The organism is Campylobacter concisus (genome assembly GCF_902460575.1).
Lineage (GTDB): Bacteria > Campylobacterota > Campylobacteria > Campylobacterales > Campylobacteraceae > Campylobacter_A > Campylobacter_A concisus_AW.
Genome location: NZ_CABPUY010000001.1, coordinates 43249 through 63035 on the forward strand (window position 1 = coordinate 43249; position 19787 = coordinate 63035).

Sequence of the window (19787 nt, forward strand, 5' to 3'; positions counted from 1 at the left end):
TTCTCCTCATCCACCGCCAACTAAAGTGACGATCTCATAGGCTTTGGCCTCGCTCATAAAGCTATCACGCCAAAGCTTTTTTGGCAAAATTTCTCCGTCTCGCTCAAGGGCTATAAATTTAAGCTCATAGCCATTTTGAGCTAAAAAATCATAAATGCTCATATCGTTTTCAAGCTCGAAAATTTTGCCATTTAGTATAAATTTGATCATTAAATTTTGTAGCTTTTTACAAAATTTGCGATCCTATCGATCGCTTTTTTTATGCTCTCGATGTCTGTCGCAAAAGAAATTCTAAAATATCCCTCCATACCAAAGCCCACACCTGGCACGGTTGCTACATTTGCCTCTTCAAGCATCTTTTTGCAAAATCTAAGTGAGTCGCCATCTACCTCTTTGCATTTTACAAATAGATAAAACGCGCCATCAGGCTTAACTACGCTTAGCCCAGGGATAGCATTTATCATCTCAACTGCCACGTCGCGTCTTTTTTCATACTCTTTTCTCATGTTTTCGATGTCTTCGTCGGTTTCTCCAAGAAGCGATGGGATAGCACCTATTTGCACGATCGAGCTAATGTTGCTTGTGCTTTGGCTTTGAAGCTTTTTGATGCCAGCAATTAGCCAGTCCATCGAGCTTGCTATGTAGCCAAATCTCCAGCCAGGCATCGCGCCACACTTGCTTAGGCCATTTATCGTGACCGTTCTTTTAAAAAGATCCTCGCTTACGGAGGCTACTGCGTGAAATTCTTTGCCGTAGATCACCTTTTCATAAATTTCATCGCTTGTGATGATGATGTCAGTGCCCTTTAAAACCTCGCCAAATGCCGCGATCTCCTCTTTTGTATATACGGCTCCAGTTGGATTTGTTGGGTGATTTAGTGAAAAGACTTTTGTTTTTGGTGTGATCGCTTTTTTTAGCTGATCGGCTGTGACTTTGAAATTTGTGCTTTCGTCTGCTTCGATAAAGACAGGCACGCCGCCACAAAATTTAACGATCTCAGGGTAGCTCACCCAGTATGGAGAGGGGATGATGACTTCATCACCTGGGTTTATAAGCGCTTGAAATACATTAAAAAGTGAGTGTTTTGCGCCGATGTTTGTGACGATTTGATTTGCTTTGTAGTCAAGTCCGTTATCTCTTTTTAGCTTTACTCTAATGGCGTCTATAACCTCAGGCAGGCCCGGCACTGGCGTGTATTTGCCGCTTTTGCTATCGTTATCAAGTGCGTTTTTTACAGCATCTCTTATCTTTTTTGGAGTCATAAAGTCAGGCTCACCAGCTGAAAGTGAGATCACATCGATGCCAGCAGCCTTCATCTCTTTGGCCTTTGTGCTGATCGCGATTGTGATTGATTCGCTTAATGTTTGCATTCTGTTTGCTAGTTGCATTTTCGTCCTTTTTAGTTGATTGTCTTTAAGTAGCTATTATCATTTAAAAATAGATAAAGTTCGCCCAAAATTTGCTTCTTTTGTGTTTCGTTTATCAGAGTTGATTTCTCTAAGCGTTCATTTAGAGTGTCTTGGATCTCGTAGATATCGTAGTCCATGTCCTCCATGATATCAAGGATCGACTGGCTCTCTAGTAAATTTGTAACCTTGTAGCCATCGCTTGTTATCTCCACGGTAGCTTCTGTCGGATGAGTGAAGAGATTGTGCTTCATGCCGATCACCTCTTGATATGCGCCAACTAGGAAAAATCCCAAGAAATAATCCTCCTTCTCCACATCCACGTCGTGCAAAAGTAGCGGATTTTTCTCATCATCATAGCTTATCTCGCCGTCACTATCGCAGGTGATATCCCAGATCGAAGCTGGCAGGGTAGGGCGCTCATCGAGCCTGTCAAGCGGCATGATAGGGAAATTTTGCTTTAGTCCCCAAAAGTCTGGCAAGCTTTGAAAGATCGAGAAATTTAGCAGGTATCTCTCTTGAACCTCTTTTTGAATTTTAGTTAGATCGCTTGAGTTGCTCTTGTTGCCAAGCATTACGACAGCCTTTTTGCTAATGAGCCTTAAAAGCACCTCTGCGTTTGATCTATCTTGCAAATCGACATAGCCTAGGTCAAAAAGCGTGAGGATGCTCTCGGTGTGGTGGATAGCGTCGTGCAGGTACTCTAGGGCGTTTGAAGGCTTGATTGACTTGTAAAGATCAACTAGCTCGGTTATTAAATTTGGATTGTTTTTCTTTAAATTTAGCTTCTCTTCGGTGTATTCTTGAGAAAATAGCTCAAGCACAGGAGCGACCAAAAGTGCGTGAGAAGCGGCGATGTAGCGACCTGACTCTATGAAAATATCTGGCTCGATCTCCTTTTTTTGCTCGCTTATGGTTTTAAGCATATAAACAACGTCGTTTGCGTACTCGTTTAGCGTATAGTTTCTGCTGCTCTCTTCTTTAAACTGCGAGTACTCGATCGCAAGGCCTCCACCTAAATTTATCGCTTTTAAATTTGAGGCGCCCATTTTTCTAAGCTCAGCGTAGATGTTGCCAGCCTCGATAAGTGCTTTTTTGAGCGGATGGATCTCGCTTATTTGAGAGCCGATGTGAAAGTGTATCATCGTGAAGTTTTCAAGTAAATTTGCCTTTTTTAGCATCTTTACGGCTTCTATTAGCTCGGTTGATGTTAGTCCAAATTTAGAGTGTATGCCTCCACTTTTCGCCCAAAGTCCTGAGCCTGTCGAGTGCAGTCTTACCCTAAGTCCGATCTTTGGTTTTGGTTTAAAGCGCTCTTTTGCGATGGCGATTATCGCTTCAAGCTCGTTTAAGCCCTCGATTGTTAGCGTGATATTATGCCCCATTTCAGCAGCGATAAAGCCTATGTTTATCATCTCTTTATCTTTAAAGCCATTTACCGTTATAGGCGCTTTGTCGTTGTTATAAGCCATAGTTAGAAGTAGCTCAGCCTTGCTACCAGCCTCAAGGCCGTAGTTATAGGGCTTGCCAAGGCGAACTAGGTTTTTTACAAAGCCTGGATATTGATTGACCTTAAGTGGGAAAACAGCGTTAAAGCTGCCTTTGTAGGCAAACTCTTTCTTTGCCTTTGCAAAGCTCGCGTGGATCTGCTCGATCTGCTTTTGGATAAGGTGCGGAAAGCGAAGCAGTAGCGGTCCTCTGTAGCCATCATCTCTTATCTCTTTTACGATGTCGATGATCGCTGGCTTGCTAGCTTCGTTTATGCAGACTTTGCCATCTTCTATCACAAAATTTGAATTGCCCCAAATGCTAAGTCCAAAATCATTCATCCCAGCTCCTTTTCAAGCTCATCTAAATTTATCGTTTTTTCATCTTTGGTTTCTAAATTTTTATACCAAATTTTATTCTCTTTCATCTCGTTTTCGCCTACGCAAAGGAAAATTTTTGCATTTTTGTTGTCGGCATTTTGCAGATGTTTTTGAAGTTTTTTGGCTTCGTATGAAATTTCGACCTGATATTTTTTGCGAAGTTTTGAGCCAAGATTATAGATAAAATCAACATTCGTCGCATCAAGCGCGCAAAGATAAACTCCGTTTCGCTCATCATCAGCTTCGCCTAAAATTTCCATTATCCTCTCAACGCCCATCGCAAAGCCAACGCCGTAACTTGCTCTACCGCCAAGATATTCAACGAGCCTATCATATCTGCCGCCACCTGCGACCGCACTTTGTGAGCCGATCTCGTTGCTGATAAACTCAAACGCCGTCTTGCAGTAATAATCTAGCCCACGAACGAGCTTAGTGTCTATCTCAAATTTAACGCCATTTGCCGTTAAAATTTCTTGCAGTTTTGCAAAATCAGCCTGCGCCTCATCGCTTAGGCTATCAGTGATAACTGGGGCGTTTTTATAAATTTCTTGGCAACTTTCTATCTTGCAGTCAAGCACACGGATAGGGTTTAAAAGCTTGCGTCTTTTGCAGTCTTCGCAAATTTTATCGTCATTTTCATCTAGAAATTTAACAAGCTTTGCTTTGTAAGACTTCATCGAGCTCTCGTCGCCAAGGGAGTTTATTTTTAGGGTTGTTTTGATATTTAGTCTGTTAAAAATTTCGCTCACCATCAAGATAATGCTCGCATCCTCATATACGCTACCCTCGCCAAAGCACTCACAGCCAAACTGGTGAAATTCTCTTAAACGGCCTTTTTGTGGGCGCTCGTAGCGAAACATCGAGCCATGATAAAAGCAGCGTTTTGTCACATTTGCCCTGTCAAGTTTTGCCTCGATAAAGGCTCTAACGACGCCAGCTGTGCCCTCAGGACGCAAGCAAACGTCGTTTCCGCCTTTGTCTTCAAACTGATACATCTCTTTGCCCACGATGTCGCTACTCTCGCCGACACTTCTTTTAAAAAGCGCCGTCTCCTCGAGGTGCGGGGTCAAAATTTGCTCATATCCGTAGTTTTTTGCGACTTCCTCGCAGGTTTTTATTATCTGTGCGTAAAGTTTTGCGCGAGCTGGAAGCATATCTTTCATGCCACGAAGTGCCGTTATCATCGCATTATCCTTTTTATTTTTTTGTGATTTTACTTAAAATTTATAAAATTTTCTATCTCTTTTGAAATTAGCTCTATGCTTTTAGATGCGTCTATAAAAAGCGTTTCAAAGTCATTTTTGATAAGAATTTGCTTCATCAGACTTTGCACTTTTAAAAGATACTCTAGCCCACGAGCCTCGATCTTATCGCTTGTGCCTCTATTCTTTAGGCGCGAGCTTATAAGCTCACGGCTTGCTTCAAAAAAGACTATCTTATCTGCAAATTTATCATTTAGTGCAAATTTATTAAGCTCTAAAAGCACGCTTTCATCTAAGTTTTCATCATTTGCTAAAGCGTAGGCGATGCCCGAGATAAAGCCTCTGTCGCTTAAAATGAGCTTACCCAAATTTGGCTTTACTAGCTTTTCAAAATGCTCAGCCCTATCAGCTAAAAAGAGTAAAATTTCAGCCCTTTTGCCTATTTTTATGCTTGAGCTTAGTAAAATTTCACGTAAATTTTCACCAAGCTGCGTGCCGCCTGGCTCTTTTGTGACGATGGCATCACTAAATTTAGAAGCTAAAATTTCTATCTGCGTGCTCTTGCCAACGCCGTCAATGCCTTCAAACAAAACATACATTTTACGCCTTTAAATTTTTAAGAATTTTTGCTGGCACTAGGTTGCTCACGTCGCCGTCGTGGCGCAAGACTGAGCGGACGATCGAGCTTGAGATGAAGGCGTTATTTAAGCTTGGCATAAGATAAACCGTCTCAAATTCGTCCCAAAGTGCAGCGTTCGCGTAGCCTATTTGTAGCTCATACTCGAAGTCACTAACCGCGCGAAGCCCCCTGATGACGGTGTTTATGCCGTGCGATTTAGCAAAATCAACAAGTAAGTTATCAAAGCCAAGAACGCTTACGTTTTTTAGCTCGCAAACTGCCTCTTTTGCCATCTCTATGCGCTTTTCATGTGCGAACATCGGCTGTTTGCTATCACTTTTTGCAACTGCGACGATTACCTTGTCAAAAATTTTTGTAGCTCTTATGATGACGTCTAAATGGCCGTTTGTTATGGGGTCAAATGTCCCTGGATAGATGCAAGATTTTTTCAAATTTGCCACCTTTTGTAAAGATTATTTTGGATTTTTAAGGCATCAAGCCACTTGCCGATAATGAAATTTTCCATATCATAAAGGCTCTTTATGCCTGCGTAGTAGCCTAAAACTGGCGGAGCGATGGTAGCTCCAAGAGATGAGAGTAGCTGCATCTGAGAGAGTGCGATCGCAGAAAATGGCATCTCTCTAACGCCCAAAACTAGAGTTTGTCTCTCTTTTAGCGCGACGCTTGCGGCCCTTGTGATGAGCGTGTCACTTATGCCGTTTGCAACTTTTGCTAGGGTGTTGGTAGAGCAGGGCGCTATGATCATCGCCTCTGTGCCAAACGATCCAGAAGCAGGTCCTGCGCCAAGGTCTTGATCATCATAAATTTTCACGCCAAGATCATCTAAATTTAGCCTCAAATTTTCTTCAGCCTCCAAGACTTTCAGGGCGTTTTTGCTAACTATGACATGTGCCTCACAACTATCTTTGGCGGCATTTATTAGCTTTATAAAAAGCCCAGCTCCGCTTGCTCCAGTGGCTGCAAAAACTACTTTTTTCATCTTATAACTGCCTCATCTTTACCTGAAACCGTGGCTTGTAAAATTTTATTTTCTTTTGTTCTTATCTTTATCATATCGCCTAAATTTCCATCTTCAAGCGCCTTTACTTCAGCGATTATCTTGACGCCACCCTCGCTTAAGACTGCATTTAGCATTTGACCTTTTTTGACTAAGCTTATGGCGTTAAACTGGCGTTTGGTTAAAATTTCTCCGCTTCTTATCTGCACTTTTGTAACAAGTGTTGAGGCACTAAGTCCAAAAAGCGCGTCACGCGGCCATTTACTAAACTCTATCATCGTTGGTTGGTAGTCAAGCAAGCTTAATATGTGGTTTGTATTCATTGAATTTATAGCGATAAAAACTGGCATTTTGGCGTTAAAGCTAAATTTAAAGTAAAGGCTTTTTAGGCTTAGATCAACATCCTCAAAGGAGGCTCTAAAAACGCCTTTTTGGCTATTTTGATCGTTTAAGAAGATATTTTTAAAGACTAAGTCTTTAAAATTTGCAGGGAGTTTGTTTTGCGGGCTGATGCTAAGATCGCTCACGCTGATACCTGGGTACTCGTTGCTGATCTCTCTTAGAAAGTGCATCTGAATTTCATCCATGATAGAGCAGTTTTTCACAAAAGCCACACTACCGCCGCTTTTGTCATTATATGTTTTAAAATTTGCTGTTAGAATTTCATAGAGTTTTTTGCTATCTATCTTGGCAGCTCTTTTGCCCTCTAAGTTTAAAATTTCATTGTCTTCGCCTTCAAAGCTAAAAGTACTGAGTGAAATTTGATCATTTACGACACAATACATCGGATAGATGCTGACTTCATTTGCAAAAAGTTTTGTGGAAAATAAAAAAATGAGTATAAAAAAGATGGAGCGGGAAACGAGATTCGAACTCGCGACCCCAACCTTGGCAAGGTTGTGCTCTACCCCTGAGCTATTCCCGCAACCAAAATGAAGTCCACATTTTATCAGATTGTTTTTCATTTGTCAAGGATTATGGAAGTTTTATGAGTGAAATTTCACTATTTTGTAAAATTTCACCTTGATCAGGGCTAGTTATCAACACAAAATCACTCTTTAATATATGATTTATCATGCCTGAGCCATATTTTCCGCCGTCAGTTGCTATAAATTTACCATCAATTACATTGCCAAAAACAGCATTTGCTCTGCCCGATTTTACCTTTAAATTTTCACTATTTATAGCTTTTTGCGTCACAAAACATTCGCTTTTTAGAAGTGGCAAAACAAGCATCATCGTGCAAAGATAAGCAGCCATAGGGTTGCCAGGCAAGATAAAAACAAGCTTGCCATCTTTTTCGTAAGCCTTGCAAGGTCTGCCAGGTCTTATGTCAAGGTGTGAGAAAATTTCATCGTATCCAAGCTCGCTTAAGGCTATCTTCATAAAGTCAGCCTCACCAGCGCTCGCTCCACCAGAGCAGATAACGATGTCGTAGTTTGCAGCGTTTAAAAATGCCTGCTTTACGGCGCTAAGCTCATCTTTTATGATGCCAAGATATGAGCTTTTTTGACCGATTGAGCTAAGAAGTGCAGCGATGCCAAGTGCGTTTGCGTTGTAAATTTCATCCTCACTTGCTCTTTGCCAAGGCTCTATGATCTCATTTCCGCTTGAGTAAATTCCAACACTAGGTTGCTTTTTAACTTCTATAAAGCTTATACCCTGAGCTGCAAGCATCATCACGCTTCTTGTGTTTAAAATTTCGCCACTTTTTAGTAAAATCTCACCAACCTTTGTCTCTTCGCCTTTAAAGCGGTAAGCCTCGCCTTTTTTAAGCTTAGCTGGTGCTTTTACAAACTCGCCCTCAACTACGCAATCTTCAAACCTCATGACCGTGTCAGAGTCCTTTGGCATCTTAGCACCTGTCATTATCTTCACGCACTCGTTTTTTCCGATACTTAGCTGCTCTTTATCGCCTGCAAAGGCACTTGCTATGATCTTATAAGGCTCATCTTTTTCATCAAATTTAACCGCAAAACCATCAAGCGCTGAGTTATCAAAGCAGGGCAGGTCTTTGACGGCTATCACGTCATTTGCTAAGGTTTTACCAAGAGCCTCGCTAAGAGGTAAAATTTCACTCTCATTTTTTGGTCTAAATTTAGCCCTTAAAGCCTCAAGTGCGTCATTTACTAACATTTTTACTCCTCAAGCCTAACGATTTTTGCACCAAGGCTTTTAAATTTCTCCTCAAGCCTCTCGTAGCCTCTATCAAGGTGGTAAATTCTATGCACTAAGCTCTCGCCATTTGCGATAAAAGCGGCTAGTATCAGCGCTGAGCTCGCTCTAAGATCTGTCGCCATGACATCAGCTGCATTTAAATTTGCAGGGGCATAAACGCTTGCGATGTGACCGTTTAGGCGGATGTCAGCGCCCATTCTAGCTAGCTCACTAACGTGCATAAATCGGTTTTCAAAAAGCCTCTCATCTATCGTGCTAACGCCATTTGCTGCAAGACAAAGCGCCATAAACTGAGCCTGCATATCGGTTGGAAAGCCAGGATACTCAGTCGTTCTTATCTCGACTGGCTTTATCTCATTTGTCGGCAAAATCGTGATCTTATCTCCATCCACATCGATACCAAAGCCCATCTCTTCAAATTTATTTAAAATGGCCGTCATGTGCGCTGCATTTGCCTTTGTGACCGAAATTTTGCTATTTGTGATAGCTCCAGCGCAAAGGTATGTGCCAGCTTCGATCCTATCAGGGATAACCTCGATATCACAAATTTCAAGCAGTTTTTGACCGCTGCCAGTGATCTTTAGCTCGCTCGTGCCTATGCCTTCGATCTTGACGCCACTTTTTGCCAAAATTTCACAAATTTGCACCACTTCAGGCTCAAGTGCGACGTTAAAAAGCTCTGTCGTGCCGTGCGCTAGGGCTGCTGCCATGATGATGTTTTCGCTGCCAGTTACGGTGATCTTATCAAAAACTATCTTTGCGCCTTTTAGGCCATTTGGCGCGGTTGCGACGACGTAGCCTTGCTTTATCTCGATATTTGCGCCCATTTTCTCAAGTGCGCTTAGGTGCAGATCTATTGGCCTTTGCCCGATCGCACAGCCTCCAGGAAGGCTCACCTCGCAATGTCCAAAGCGCGCTAAAAGCGGACCAAGCGTCAAGATAGAAGCGCGCATCTTTCTAACGATATCGTAGTTTGCCGTGGTCGAATTTACACTGCTTGTGTCGATGCATAGTGAGTTTTCATCTTTAAATTCACACTTTGCGCCAAGATTAACCAATAACTGGCAAAGCGTCTTTATGTCAGCGACATTGGGGATATTTGTTAAATTTATCTTATTTTTAGCAAGTAGGGTTAGGGCGATGATAGGTAGGGCGGCATTTTTAGCTCCGCTGATCTTTACTTCGCCGCTTAATTTGGCATTGCCTTCTATTTTTAGATAGTGCATCATTATTTTTTGCCTTAAGAAAATATATTTTTTGCCGATTATATTGTTTTTAAACTTAGAGTAAAGAAAACAGGGCGCTATTTTCGCTTTATTTACATTTAAGAGTTAAAATTACGAAAATTAATTATTTTGGATAAAAATATGTTAAGTTTAATAAACAAAAGAATATTTTTTGCACTCTGTATCGCACTTTTTACAGGTTGTTCTTTCACCTCAAATGAGCCTAAAATCCCACAAAATGACTACAATCAAACCGCCTCTACAAACGAAGATTTTAGCAGACAAACTTCAAGTGAGCTTTTAGACGAAGATGACGGCAGAGCAGATAAAGAATTTGGTTCATTTTTTAAAAAATACTTAAACACTAGAGCAGGGGGCGACTGCTCAGGCTTTGTCTCTATCGTAAATGCAAAATATAAAAATATGTATTTTGATGAAAAAACCATCAATAACTATTACAGCAAGGGTGGCAGAAAGTCAAAAGCCATCTACAACTTCTATGAAAGCCAAAATTTGATCACTCATAAAAATCCAAAAAAAGGCGATCTTATCTTCTTTTCAAACACCCTTGGCAAAGGCATACAAAAAAATAAAGACAAGAAAAATGTTACTCACGTCGGCATCGTAACAGCTATACTCCCAGATGAAACAGTCAAATTTATCCACAACTCTGGCGGCAGGATAATCCACAGCTATATGAATTTAAAACAAAAAAACACGCACCTAAAGGGCGACAAAGAGATAAATAGCTACGTTGTAAGGTGCTCAAACGCTAGCTGCCTAGCGGCAAACAGATTTGCTGGATATGGCAAAGCTAAGTAGCCCAGCTACATTTGCGCTTATCCTTTTAAATTTAGCTGCATTTTTCAGTCTCACCTTTCTGCACTCGCGTGAGCTATGGCTCGCGCTTGGCTTAAACATCTATTTTTTAGAAAAACTCTATATATTTCAGCCCCTCACATCTATCTTTATACACGCAGGTGCAGGTCACTTGCTTATGAATATGCTCTTTTTATACCAAGTTGGCACGATGAGTGAGCTATATCTTGGCACGAAGAAATTTATCATTTTTTATATTGTTGGCGGCGTTTTGACGCAAATTTTAAGCTTTATTTATATATATTTTGCATTTGAAAATAAGAAATTTGCAAATTTAGTCGGTGCAAGCGGCGCTTTGTGTATGCTCTTTGGCATGCTGGCGACCTCGGTGCTTTACTCCGATAAAAAGGCGTGGTTTGGCTACTTTGCCATCGTTGTTGCCATGAGCTTTTTGCCACTATTTATGGGCATAAATGTCGCATGGTACGCGCACTTTATAGGCTGGGCTGTCGGCTGTTTGTATGCTAAATTTTACTTAAAGAGAGCAGATGAGATTTTATGATGAGATCTGGGACATTTTAAACGAAGGCGACGTGGAGCTTAAATTTTTAAAATTTGAGCTATTTTACGAGAAATTTAGATCAAATTTAGATATTTGCTTTGATGAAATTTCTGCGCCAAATGAGCTAACTACCCCGTGCTACGCTAAATTTTGCGATGTTGTTAGCATGAAAGAGCTAAACAAAAAGGTAAAGCCAAAAGATAAAAACCTAAATTTCATCCACTCAGTCGCTCACATCGAATTTAGCGCTATCGACATCGCGCTTGATGCTTGTTATAGATTTAGAGGGCTGCCAAGGGAGTTTTACGAGGACTGGCTGGAGGTGGCTGAGGATGAGATCAGGCACTTTTGCATGATAGAAAATTTACTCACAAAGCAGGGTGGCAGATACGGCGAGCTAAGCGTGCATGACGGCCTTTTTATCGCACTTCAAAAGACCTCAGATAGGCTCACTAGCCGCATGGCGCTACTGCCAAGATATATGGAGGCAAACGGGCTTGACGCAAACGCTCACATCATCAAAAGGCTAGAAGCTGAGGGCGGGCAAGAAGAGCTCATTGAGTGCCTAAAAGTCATCTTAAAAGAGGAAGTCTCTCACGTTTATAAAGGCGATAAATGGTTTAAATTTGCCTGCAAAAAAGAGGGCGTCGATGAGAAAAGCTACTTTGATATCATCTTAAATTTATATCCAAATTCATTTAAAAGCATTAGAGAGATCAACGAAAAAGACCGCTTAAAGGCTGGTTTTAGCGAGGAAGAGCTTAATTGGATAAAGAATTTCTCAAAGGAGAGATCATGAGCAAAATTTACTTTATAAGGCACGCAAAAGCAGTTGATGAGAACAAAGACGGCGCAAAAGACGCTTCAAGAGAGCTTAGCCCAAAAGGCAAAGAGGATGCTAAATTTATGGCTAGCAGGCTAAAAATGTATGATGTGATGCCAGGAGCTATCTTTTCAAGTAGCGCTAAAAGAAGCGAGCAAACAGCAAAAATCATCGCTAAAACTTTAAAATTTAAAGAAAAATCCATAGAGATAAAAGACGAGCTTTATGACATAAGTTTTGAAGATCTTTTGGAGTTTGTAAGAAATTTAGACAAAAATTTAGATGAAATTTTCATCATCACGCACAATCCCAGCATAACAGAAATTTGCGAGTATCTAAGTGACTCATCGATCGATAATATCCCAACTTCTGGAATTTTTTGTATAGAGTTTGAGTGTAAATTTAAAGAGCTAAAAGAGGGCAGTACAAAAGCTCTGTTTTTTGACCACCCAAAGAAACATCAGAGATAAGTTTTAGAAAAAATCGCAAATTTATCTATTGTGATCTGATTAGTTTTTAAAATTTAACCATTTTAAAATCAACCATAATTGCAATGTCAAAATATGACAAAAGGTAAAATGCAAGATATTTTATATATTTTGTATTGAAAACTGTAATTTTCAAATTGATATTTTAAAATTTTGATTCTGCTCTTTTCAAAGTTTTAAATGGCTAGATTTGGCTGGGTTTTGCATTTTATCTTTTGTGTGATCTAAATTTATCCATTAAATTTAGCGTAAAAAAATTTGTAATAAAATGAGTTAAATTTTACACTTTTCAAAAATTGTGAAATTTACATTTATCTTATACGTAACTTAAAATTTGATCTACCCTATTTTGAAAATGTGAGCAAAAGCTATATTTGGAGTTTGTTGTTCTTGCTTTTAAACGCAGAGCACTAACCTTGCAAAAACTGCGATAAATGTACATAAAGCGCTCGCTCAAGAATTAAATTTTATCGTCAAAAAGCGTGTGGATATCTAGTGTGAAGTTTTTGGGCATAAAGATCGGTGAGTCTAAAATTTTAAGCACGCCGTCATCAAATGAGAGAAATTCCACTACTCTTTTGCGCCTATTATCAGTTTTTATGCTCATATCGGCTAGGCGAAGTATCTTTACGATCTGCATTTTATCTGCCATCCATTCACAAAAAGCAAAAAATTTAGAGTCCTTTGAAAACAAAAAGCAAGCAGTCGCTCTCTCGCTAAGTAAAATTTGATGGGTGCTGCCATCTTTAACTAAATTTTGATTCACTGATGATATTTTTGTGTGGTTTGAAAGCTCATTTTTTAAATTTGGATAGTGCTCGCTATTTATAAAAAGTCGTAGCTCGCCAATGGTTGGAGCGCCCATGGCGACCTCGCAGCCTTCAAATTTGGCGCTAAATTTGCCATCCTTGCTGCATGCGTTTGCCTCGTAGTCCCAAGCTGAGCTCATAAATTTACCTATTAAATTTACCAGCCATCGCTTTATAGATATTTAGCTCATCTTGTAAAAGTGTGTATTTTGCTTTTAAAAGCCCTATTTTAGCCTCTAGCTCGCTATTTTTAGCCTCTAAAAACTGCTTTAGCTCAACCTTGCCGTAAGAGTATTTTAGCTCGTAAATTTTTGAAATTTCCTCGTAGTTTTTTATCTGCTCTTGGTAGTTTGTAAGTAGCGCTTCGTCGGATAAATAGCCTTTGTAAAATGCGTCTATCTCGTTTAATGCGCTATTTAGAGTGCTTATGTAGTTTAGCTTTGCAAGCTCGAAATTTGCCTCGCTAACCTTTAAATTTGACTTTAGCTTGTAGTAGTTTAAAAATGGTAAATTTAGAGCGATGTTGCCATTTAGAAATTTTAGACTAAAGGCTTCCTCTTTTTTGTCGGTGCTGCTTTTGAGGCTAGCTCCTAGCGTGATGCTTGGATAAAACTCTTTTTGGCTCGCTTTGTAGTTTAAGATGCCCTCTTCTATGCGGTAAATGGCCGCTCTTAGATCAGGTCGGTTTGCTATGGTGCTTGTTGGCACATCCAGATCAACACCCACTCTTTTAACTGGACTTAACGTGAGAGCTTCAAATTTAAGCTCAAATTCTGGCCTCTCATTTAGCAAAATCCTAAGCGTTTTTTTAACATTCACAAGCTCTTTTTTGGCACTTTCTATCTTATTTTGAGCGTTTAAAAGCTGTGAGTTTATCTGTTTTGGGCTTAACGCTTCCTCTTTGCCAAGCTCAAATTTCAGCCCAACTATCTTATTTAGCTCATTATAAATTTCTAAAATTTGCTCATAAGTTTTTATGCTCTCGTTTAGATATAAAATTTGAAAATAAGCGTCTGCCACGGAGTTTATGACGCTTAGTTTGCTAGCTTCCAGATCAAATTTGCTAGCATCTGCCTCAAACATTGCCGCGTCTTTGCTATTTGCTAGCTTTTGCCAAAGGTCAAGCTCGTAGCTAAGCCCTATGCTTGAGCCAAAACTTCTACTAGAAGCGCCACCCTCTTTTATATTTTTGCTACTTGATGCCTCGATGCCAGCGTTAAAGCTTGGAATTAAATTTGCCTGCAAAACGCCAGCTTGAGCGAGCGCTTTATTTACATTTATCGCTGCTTTTGCTAAGTCGGCGTTGTTTTTTAGAGCCATATCCACAAGCTCATCAAGGTAGCTTTGATGATACTGCTTCCACCAAGAGGTGTTTAAATTTAGGTCGCTACTGGCGTTATCTTCAAGTAAAATTTGCTTGTAGTTTTCATCTATATTTTTAACAGCGCAGCCGCTTAAAACGAGCACCAATGCTAGGCTTAGAAATTTCATATTACTCCCTTGAAAGCGCATCTATTGGATTTAGTTTTGAGGCATTTTTGGCAGGCATGTAGCCAAAGATGATGCCAATCGCCATTGATGTGACAAGTGCAAGCACGATCGAGCCGTTTGAAAAGATCATGCTAAAGCCGTTTAAGAAGTTGTTAAAGATGTAGCCGATAGCGTAGGATAGGACTATGCCTATGGCTCCGCCTATTAGGCAAAGTAGCACCGCCTCTATCAAAAACTGCTGTAAGATGTTGCTCTGTCTGGCTCCAATCGCCATTTTTATGCCTATCTCTTTGGTGCGTTCGGTGACCGAGACTAGCATGATGTTCATGACGCCTATGCCGCCAACTACGAGCGAGACTACGGCGATACTTGAGATGAGAAGGCGCATGGTCGAGATGGTCTCTTCGATCGTTTGCTTGATGCTGTCTGAGTTTCTTGTAAAAAAGTCCTTTTTGCCGTGCTTGATCTCTAAAAGCTCGGTTAGTGTTTTTTCGGCGATTTGCGCATTGACGCCCTCATTTACTTTGGCGGTGACCGAGCTTATAAATTTATCTCCAGTGACCTTGTTTAGCACGGTCGTGTATGGAGCGTAAATTTTAAGCGTGCTTGAATCGCCCATCTTAAAATCATCCTTTTGCAAAACGCCGATAATGCGAAGTGGCTTTTTATTAAAAAGTATGATCTTGCCGATAGGATCTTCGTTTTTAAAGATGCTATTTTTGGTGTTTTGATCGATTAGTGCGACTGAATCTGAGTTTAAAACCTCGTCATCATCGTAAATTCTGCCCTCTTCTAGCTTTAGCCCATTTACGTCAAAGCTCCCTACTCCACCGCCTTTTAAGCTCGCACTTAGCGAGATATTTTCATAAGTTAGCACGCCTGAGGTGCTTGTATTTGGCGTGACTGAGTCTAAAAAGGACTGCTTAGCAAGCATGTTTGCATCGCTTATGGAGAGCGTTTTTACCTTGCCTGAGAGCATATCGCCAAAGCCTTTACCAGGCATGATATCGATCGTGTTTGTGCCGATCTTTCTGATACCAGCTAAAATTTGCTCCTGCGAGCCTTTGCCAAGGGCTACGACGCTAATTACCGCTGTAATGCCAATTATAATGCCAAGCATCGTTAAAAGCGATCTTAGTTTGTGCGCTAGCATCGCATTTACCGACATTTTAAAGCTCTCTATGAGCTGGTCTTTATAGTAGGTAAATTTGCTCTTTTCTGGCTGAGTTTGCTTTTTGGCCTCAAAAATTTCACTATTTTTTACATTATCACTTACGATGTTACCATCTTTTATCTCGATCACTCTACTCGCATACTCTGCGATCTTTGGGTCGTGCGTGACGATGATAATGGTGTGGCCTTTTTTGTAAAGATCAACTAAAATTTCCATCACCCTTAACCCACTTTTGCTATCAAGCGCGCCAGTTGGCTCATCAGCCAAGATGATCTCGCCGCCATTCATAAGCGCCCTTGCTATGGAGACCCTTTGCTGTTGTCCGCCTGAGAGTTTATTTGGTAAATTTTTCGCTTTTTCGCTAAGTCCAAGCGAGCCAAGAAGCTCATTAGCTCTTTTCTCTCGCTCGCTCTTGTTTGCACCTGCGTAGATGCTTGGCAGCGCCACATTTTCAAGAGCATTCATCGTGCTAAGCAGGTTATATCTTTGAAAGATAAAGCCAAATTTATCTCGTCTAAGTTTAGCAAGTGCGTCGCTATCAAATTTTGATATGTCTTTGCCATCAAGCAGATACTGCCCACCACTTGGGCTATCAAGGCAGCCAAGGATGTTCATCAGGGTTGATTTGCCAGAGCCAGACTGACCGATGATGGCTATAAACTCACCCTTTTTTATCTCTAAATTTATGCCATGCAGGATCTCTATCTCATTGTCGCCTAGCTTAAAGCTTTTAGTGATGTTTTTTAGGCTTATCACTTAAAACTTCTTATGTTCTTTTGCGATCATCTTAGCGATCTCGCTTGATGAGCCTTGAGATGTGATGATCTCATCGCCTTCGTTTATACCGCTGATGATCTGTGTATCGAGATTGTCTTTTATGCCAGTTTTGACCGCTGTTTTTACTGGCTTGCCATCTTTTAGCAGATAGACAAAAGTGCCGTTTTCATCTTTTTTGATGCCGATGCTTGGTACGATGATGGCGTCCTCGACGTTTGCTATTAAAAGCTCATTTTGTGTGGTCATGCCTATTCTTAAAATACCATCTTTATTATCAACGATGCTTTGCGCGTAGTAATAAACCGCCGAGCTGCTGCTTGAGCTACTTGAGTATGAAGACTTACTGCTGCTACTTGAGCCGTAGCTACCATCACTTAGTGTGGTAAGCCCCGGGTCGATCGAGCTAACAGTCGTTTGAAATTTCTTCGTTGGCTCAGAGAGGATCGAGTACTCAACAGGCGTGCCGACTTTGATCTTGGTGATGTCGCCTTCTGCTATTTGCATCTTCATCTTTACATGGCTAAGATTAGCGATATTTACGATAGTTGGCGTAGTTTGGTTGGCATTTACAGTCTGACCCTCCTCAACTTGCACGCTTACAACAGTGCCGTCTCTTGGAGCGGTGATCTTTGTGTAGCCTAAATTTATCTTAGCGGTGCTTAGCTCGATATTTGTCTGCTTGATCTGCGCTTCAAGCTCTTTTATCTTTGCGCTATTTGCACTATATGTGTTTTTTGCGCTTTCAAATTCTTGCTTTGAGGTGGCGTTTTTAGAAAAGAGCGCATTTTCTCTATCAAACTGCGTTTTAGCGATATTTAGAGCCACTTTTGCACTTTCAAGCTGGGCTTTGTAGATAGCAAGCTGAGCCTCTTTATTGTCTATGCTATTTTGCTGGGTCGAGCTATCGATACTTGCGATCATATCGCCCTTTTTTACCTGATCTCCAAGCTTAACATATAGCTTTTTTATCTGACCGCTCACCTGAGCTCCCACGTCGATTAGCTCGGTAGCGAAAATTTCTCCAGTTGCATCGACTTTCTTGCTAAATGAGCCCTTCTTTGCCTTTTTGGTGATAAACTCCACCTCTTCTTCTTTTACCTTGAAAAATTTATCATAGACGAAGTATCCGCCAACGCCTAAAATAAGCAGGATTATTAAAATTTTAGATTTTTTCATCGCTTCTCTTTGTAAAAAATTGGTAAATTCTACTTCACAAGAGTAAATACTCTTTAAGCCTCCTCTTTTGCCATGCCAGCCTCTATCAAAAACCTACTTGGCTGATAATTCACCTTTTTTATCTTGTCGTATTTTGCATAACTTAGATATAGCTCGTCTTTTGCCCTTGTTACTGCGACATAAAAGAGCCGCCTCTCCTCTTCTAGGCTGCCGCCCATGCTCATTAGCTTTAAATTTGGAAAGCGGTTTTGCGCGAGATCGACGATAAAAACTTGGTCAAATTCAAGCCCCTTGCTCGCATGCACGCTAAGCAAGCTAACGCCCTGCCCTTCGCTCATCTCGTTGCTTCCAAGGGCTAAGAAGTTATAAAATTTACTGATATCTTGATATTTTTTAGCTAGCTCGCTTAGCACCACGCTCTTTGCCATTATGCGCTCTTTGACCTCTTCTTTGAGCGCTAGATCGACGTTGCCGTTTTTTAGAGTTGCCCTTTTTGTGCTGATGTTTTCGACGATTAACGAGTAAATTTTGCTAGTTTTTATCTCATTTATCATCGTGGCTGGCTTTGAGATATTTCTCATGCCTCGTAAAAAGTTGTAAATTTCATATAAAAACTGCGCCCCACTCTCACTTAGCTTTTGTAGTTTTAGCACAGGGTGGCCTAGAAATTTATCGCTAAAGCCAAGCTTAGAAAACCTTGAAACTTCGGCAAATTCATCAAGGTCGTCAAAAAGGCCAAGCTGGTAGTTTCGCCTTTTATTTGATGAGATATTTACGCTCTCATCTGGCTCAAGGATCCCTTTTATCAAATTTCCATGCCCAAGCTTAAGAAGTGCGTCAAAAATTTCTTTGCTAACTGCGCTGCCAACGCCTTTTGCGTATTCGCAGATGTGGATAAATGCCATTATATCTTTTGGATTGACATAAATTCCCATGATGTCGATGAGCGCCTTGATCTCGCGGCTCTCAAAAAAGCTCACCCCGCCCTTTCGCTTTGAGCCGATGCCTCGCTCTTTTAGTGCGACCTCGATGCCGTCTGCTGATGAGTTATTTCTAAAAATTATGGCGATATTTTCTCTATTAAATGGCGAGAGCGAGATGATATCAGCGATATTTTGATACTGATCAAAAAGCTCGTTATAGACAAGCAGCCTTGGAGGCTTGAAATTCCCCTCGCGGCTAACTGTGAGGTGCTTTTCATAAAGCCTTGGATTGTTGTTTATCACCTTATTTGCAAGGGCAAGTATGCTTGAGCTTGAACGGTAATTTACATTTAAAGCGTAGATATTTGCGTTTGGGAAGCGATCTTTAAATGAGCCTATGATCTCGATATTTGCGCCGTTAAATGCGTAGATGCTCTGGTCAAAATCGCCAACGCAAAAGAGGCTCTTTGTCTTAAATGCGTCTATGAGACTGCCTTGAAGTGTGTTTGTATCTTGATACTCATCGATCAAAATTTCATCATAAGCTAAATTTGCCCCATTTTTTAGCTCATCACGCATTTTTATGAGAAGGTCGTTAAAATCAGCGTAAGAAAATTTAGCCTTTTCAGCCTCAAACTCCTCTAAAACATCTTCATAAATTTCAGCATAAACGCCCTGCTCTTCACTCTTATCGCTTATCCATTTGCCAAAAGTGGTGCCTTGTTCGCTGTTTTGAAAGAGCGAGTAAAGGTCGTATAGATAGGCTCCGCCGTAAGGCTTGACGTCGCTTAAATGGTAAAATTTACGTCTCTCAACAAGACTTTTTAAAAGCGTCTTTAGCTCGCTTGGCTGCTTTAGCGTGACGCCTTTATCAAGGCTTTTTAAAAGCGAAAATGAGACCGAGTGGAAGGTGCCTGCGGTGATTTTGGAGGTGATTTGTTTGTCAAAATACCTATTTAAGCGCTCTATCATTTCGCTGGCTGCTTTGTTGGTAAATGTTAGAAGCAAAATTTTCTCTGGCTTTACGCCTAAATTTAAAAGATGTGCTATGCGAGCGACAATTGTGCTAGTCTTGCCAGTGCCAGCTGAAGCGATGATGAGATTGTGTCCAAATGGCGCAGTTGCGGCGGTGTACTGTTCTTTGTTTAACCTAGATAAGGGCATTGTTTCCTCTTTTTTAAAAAGGACTAATTATAGCTACTTAAACTTTAACAGCTATAATCACGCC

19 protein-coding genes and 1 tRNA gene are annotated in these 19787 nt (G+C 40.7%); 4 read left to right on the plus strand and 16 right to left on the minus strand.

Features of this window, described 5'->3' with window-relative positions:
* Positions 1–6: 6 nt before the first annotated feature.
* The 11 genes from thiS to murA form a co-directional block, all read right to left on the minus strand.
* Positions 7–210, minus strand: a complete 204-nt coding sequence (gene thiS, locus F3G76_RS00190) for a sulfur carrier protein ThiS (protein WP_149705583.1) — start codon at positions 208–210, stop codon at positions 7–9.
* Positions 210–1388: a pyridoxal phosphate-dependent aminotransferase gene (locus F3G76_RS00195; protein WP_149705584.1), complete on the minus strand. Its 1179-nt coding sequence runs from the start codon at positions 1386–1388 to the stop codon at positions 210–212. Before F3G76_RS00195 ends, thiS begins: the two co-directional genes overlap by 1 nt.
* 11 nt (positions 1389–1399) lie before the next feature.
* On the minus strand, positions 1400–3235 hold the full coding sequence (gene speA, locus F3G76_RS00200) for a biosynthetic arginine decarboxylase (RefSeq protein ID WP_002940876.1): 1836 nt from the start codon (positions 3233–3235) through the stop codon (positions 1400–1402).
* On the minus strand, positions 3232–4458 hold the full coding sequence (hisS, locus tag F3G76_RS00205) for a histidine--tRNA ligase (RefSeq protein ID WP_149705585.1): 1227 nt from the start codon (positions 4456–4458) through the stop codon (positions 3232–3234). The genes speA and hisS overlap by 4 nt, the downstream gene beginning before the upstream one ends.
* 29 nt (positions 4459–4487) lie before the next feature.
* The gene (tmk, locus tag F3G76_RS00210; RefSeq protein ID WP_149705586.1) at positions 4488–5075 is read right to left on the minus strand and encodes a dTMP kinase; all 588 of its coding nucleotides are present in this window, start codon (positions 5073–5075) and stop codon (positions 4488–4490) included.
* Between the two features lies 1 nt (position 5076).
* Positions 5077–5547, minus strand: a complete 471-nt coding sequence (gene coaD, locus F3G76_RS00215; RefSeq protein ID WP_012001782.1) for a pantetheine-phosphate adenylyltransferase — start codon at positions 5545–5547, stop codon at positions 5077–5079.
* Positions 5544–6095: a UbiX family flavin prenyltransferase gene (locus F3G76_RS00220; RefSeq protein WP_149705587.1), complete on the minus strand. Its 552-nt coding sequence runs from the start codon at positions 6093–6095 to the stop codon at positions 5544–5546. Before F3G76_RS00220 ends, coaD begins: the two co-directional genes overlap by 4 nt.
* The gene (flgA, locus tag F3G76_RS00225) at positions 6092–6898 is read right to left on the minus strand and encodes a flagellar basal body P-ring formation chaperone FlgA (protein ID WP_149705588.1); all 807 of its coding nucleotides are present in this window, start codon (positions 6896–6898) and stop codon (positions 6092–6094) included. The genes F3G76_RS00220 and flgA overlap by 4 nt, the downstream gene beginning before the upstream one ends.
* Positions 6899–6963: 65 nt before the next feature.
* Positions 6964–7038 (minus strand) — tRNA-Gly (locus tag F3G76_RS00230).
* A 50-nt stretch (positions 7039–7088) separates the two neighbouring features.
* Positions 7089–8249, minus strand: a complete 1161-nt coding sequence (locus F3G76_RS00235) for a molybdopterin molybdotransferase MoeA (RefSeq protein WP_149705589.1) — start codon at positions 8247–8249, stop codon at positions 7089–7091.
* Positions 8250–8251: 2 nt separating this feature from the next.
* A complete protein-coding gene (gene murA, locus F3G76_RS00240) occupies positions 8252–9517 on the minus strand; it encodes a UDP-N-acetylglucosamine 1-carboxyvinyltransferase (RefSeq protein WP_223227407.1) in 1266 nt (421 codons plus the stop codon).
* A 141-nt stretch (positions 9518–9658) separates the two neighbouring features.
* Here murA and F3G76_RS00245 point away from each other — a divergent pair, with 141 nt between their 5' ends.
* From F3G76_RS00245 to F3G76_RS00260, 4 genes are read left to right on the plus strand one after another with little or no spacing between them, the layout of a single operon-like run.
* On the plus strand, positions 9659–10339 hold the full coding sequence (locus tag F3G76_RS00245; protein WP_002939441.1) for an NlpC/P60 family protein: 681 nt from the start codon (positions 9659–9661) through the stop codon (positions 10337–10339).
* Positions 10323–10898, plus strand: a complete 576-nt coding sequence (locus F3G76_RS00250) for a rhomboid family intramembrane serine protease (protein WP_149705591.1) — start codon at positions 10323–10325, stop codon at positions 10896–10898. The genes F3G76_RS00245 and F3G76_RS00250 overlap by 17 nt, the downstream gene beginning before the upstream one ends.
* Positions 10885–11697, plus strand: a complete 813-nt coding sequence (locus tag F3G76_RS00255) for a ferritin-like domain-containing protein (RefSeq protein ID WP_149705592.1) — start codon at positions 10885–10887, stop codon at positions 11695–11697. Before F3G76_RS00250 ends, F3G76_RS00255 begins: the two co-directional genes overlap by 14 nt.
* Positions 11694–12191 (plus strand): SixA phosphatase family protein, encoded by a 498-nt coding sequence (locus tag F3G76_RS00260; RefSeq protein ID WP_107930511.1) that lies wholly within the window; start codon positions 11694–11696, stop codon positions 12189–12191. The genes F3G76_RS00255 and F3G76_RS00260 overlap by 4 nt, the downstream gene beginning before the upstream one ends.
* Before the next feature lie 478 nt (positions 12192–12669).
* On the opposite strand, the gene F3G76_RS00265 is transcribed toward F3G76_RS00260, so the two are convergent.
* From F3G76_RS00265 to F3G76_RS00285, 5 genes are read right to left on the minus strand one after another with little or no spacing between them, the layout of a single operon-like run.
* The gene (locus F3G76_RS00265) at positions 12670–13158 is read right to left on the minus strand and encodes a flagellar protein (protein ID WP_107930513.1); all 489 of its coding nucleotides are present in this window, start codon (positions 13156–13158) and stop codon (positions 12670–12672) included.
* Between the two features lie 4 nt (positions 13159–13162).
* The gene (locus F3G76_RS00270) at positions 13163–14509 is read right to left on the minus strand and encodes a TolC family protein (protein ID WP_149705593.1); all 1347 of its coding nucleotides are present in this window, start codon (positions 14507–14509) and stop codon (positions 13163–13165) included.
* A gap of 1 nt (position 14510) precedes the next feature.
* Positions 14511–16439, minus strand: a complete 1929-nt coding sequence (locus tag F3G76_RS00275) for a MacB family efflux pump subunit (RefSeq protein ID WP_149705594.1) — start codon at positions 16437–16439, stop codon at positions 14511–14513.
* Complete coding sequence (locus F3G76_RS00280; protein WP_107944238.1) at positions 16440–17636, minus strand: efflux RND transporter periplasmic adaptor subunit; 1197 nt, start codon at positions 17634–17636, stop codon at positions 16440–16442. It lies immediately after the preceding gene.
* A 53-nt stretch (positions 17637–17689) separates the two neighbouring features.
* Complete coding sequence (locus tag F3G76_RS00285) at positions 17690–19723, minus strand: ATP-dependent helicase (RefSeq protein WP_149705595.1); 2034 nt, start codon at positions 19721–19723, stop codon at positions 17690–17692.
* Positions 19724–19787 lie beyond the last annotated feature (64 nt).

Coding starts and splice junctions, on each gene's coding strand:
- thiS (WP_149705583.1), bottom strand. CDS start 210: ATGATCAAATTTATACTAAATGGCAAAATTTTCGAGCTTGAAAACGAT.
- F3G76_RS00195 (WP_149705584.1), bottom strand. CDS start 1,388: ATGCAACTAGCAAACAGAATGCAAACATTAAGCGAATCAATCACAATC.
- speA (WP_002940876.1), bottom strand. CDS start 3,235: ATGAATGATTTTGGACTTAGCATTTGGGGCAATTCAAATTTTGTGATA.
- hisS (WP_149705585.1), bottom strand. CDS start 4,458: ATGATAACGGCACTTCGTGGCATGAAAGATATGCTTCCAGCTCGCGCA.
- tmk (WP_149705586.1), bottom strand. CDS start 5,075: ATGTATGTTTTGTTTGAAGGCATTGACGGCGTTGGCAAGAGCACGCAG.
- F3G76_RS00220 (WP_149705587.1), bottom strand. CDS start 6,095: ATGAAAAAAGTAGTTTTTGCAGCCACTGGAGCAAGCGGAGCTGGGCTT.
- flgA (WP_149705588.1), bottom strand. CDS start 6,898: ATGTATTGTGTCGTAAATGATCAAATTTCACTCAGTACTTTTAGCTTT.
- F3G76_RS00235 (WP_149705589.1), bottom strand. CDS start 8,249: ATGTTAGTAAATGACGCACTTGAGGCTTTAAGGGCTAAATTTAGACCA.
- murA (WP_223227407.1), bottom strand. CDS start 9,517: ATGCACTATCTAAAAATAGAAGGCAATGCCAAATTAAGCGGCGAAGTA.
- F3G76_RS00245 (WP_002939441.1), top strand. CDS start 9,659: ATGTTAAGTTTAATAAACAAAAGAATATTTTTTGCACTCTGTATCGCA.
- F3G76_RS00250 (WP_149705591.1), top strand. CDS start 10,323: ATGGCAAAGCTAAGTAGCCCAGCTACATTTGCGCTTATCCTTTTAAAT.
- F3G76_RS00255 (WP_149705592.1), top strand. CDS start 10,885: ATGAGATTTTATGATGAGATCTGGGACATTTTAAACGAAGGCGACGTG.
- F3G76_RS00260 (WP_107930511.1), top strand. CDS start 11,694: ATGAGCAAAATTTACTTTATAAGGCACGCAAAAGCAGTTGATGAGAAC.
- F3G76_RS00265 (WP_107930513.1), bottom strand. CDS start 13,158: ATGAGCTCAGCTTGGGACTACGAGGCAAACGCATGCAGCAAGGATGGC.
- F3G76_RS00270 (WP_149705593.1), bottom strand. CDS start 14,509: ATGAAATTTCTAAGCCTAGCATTGGTGCTCGTTTTAAGCGGCTGCGCT.
- F3G76_RS00280 (WP_107944238.1), bottom strand. CDS start 17,636: ATGAAAAAATCTAAAATTTTAATAATCCTGCTTATTTTAGGCGTTGGC.
- F3G76_RS00285 (WP_149705595.1), bottom strand. CDS start 19,723: ATGCCCTTATCTAGGTTAAACAAAGAACAGTACACCGCCGCAACTGCG.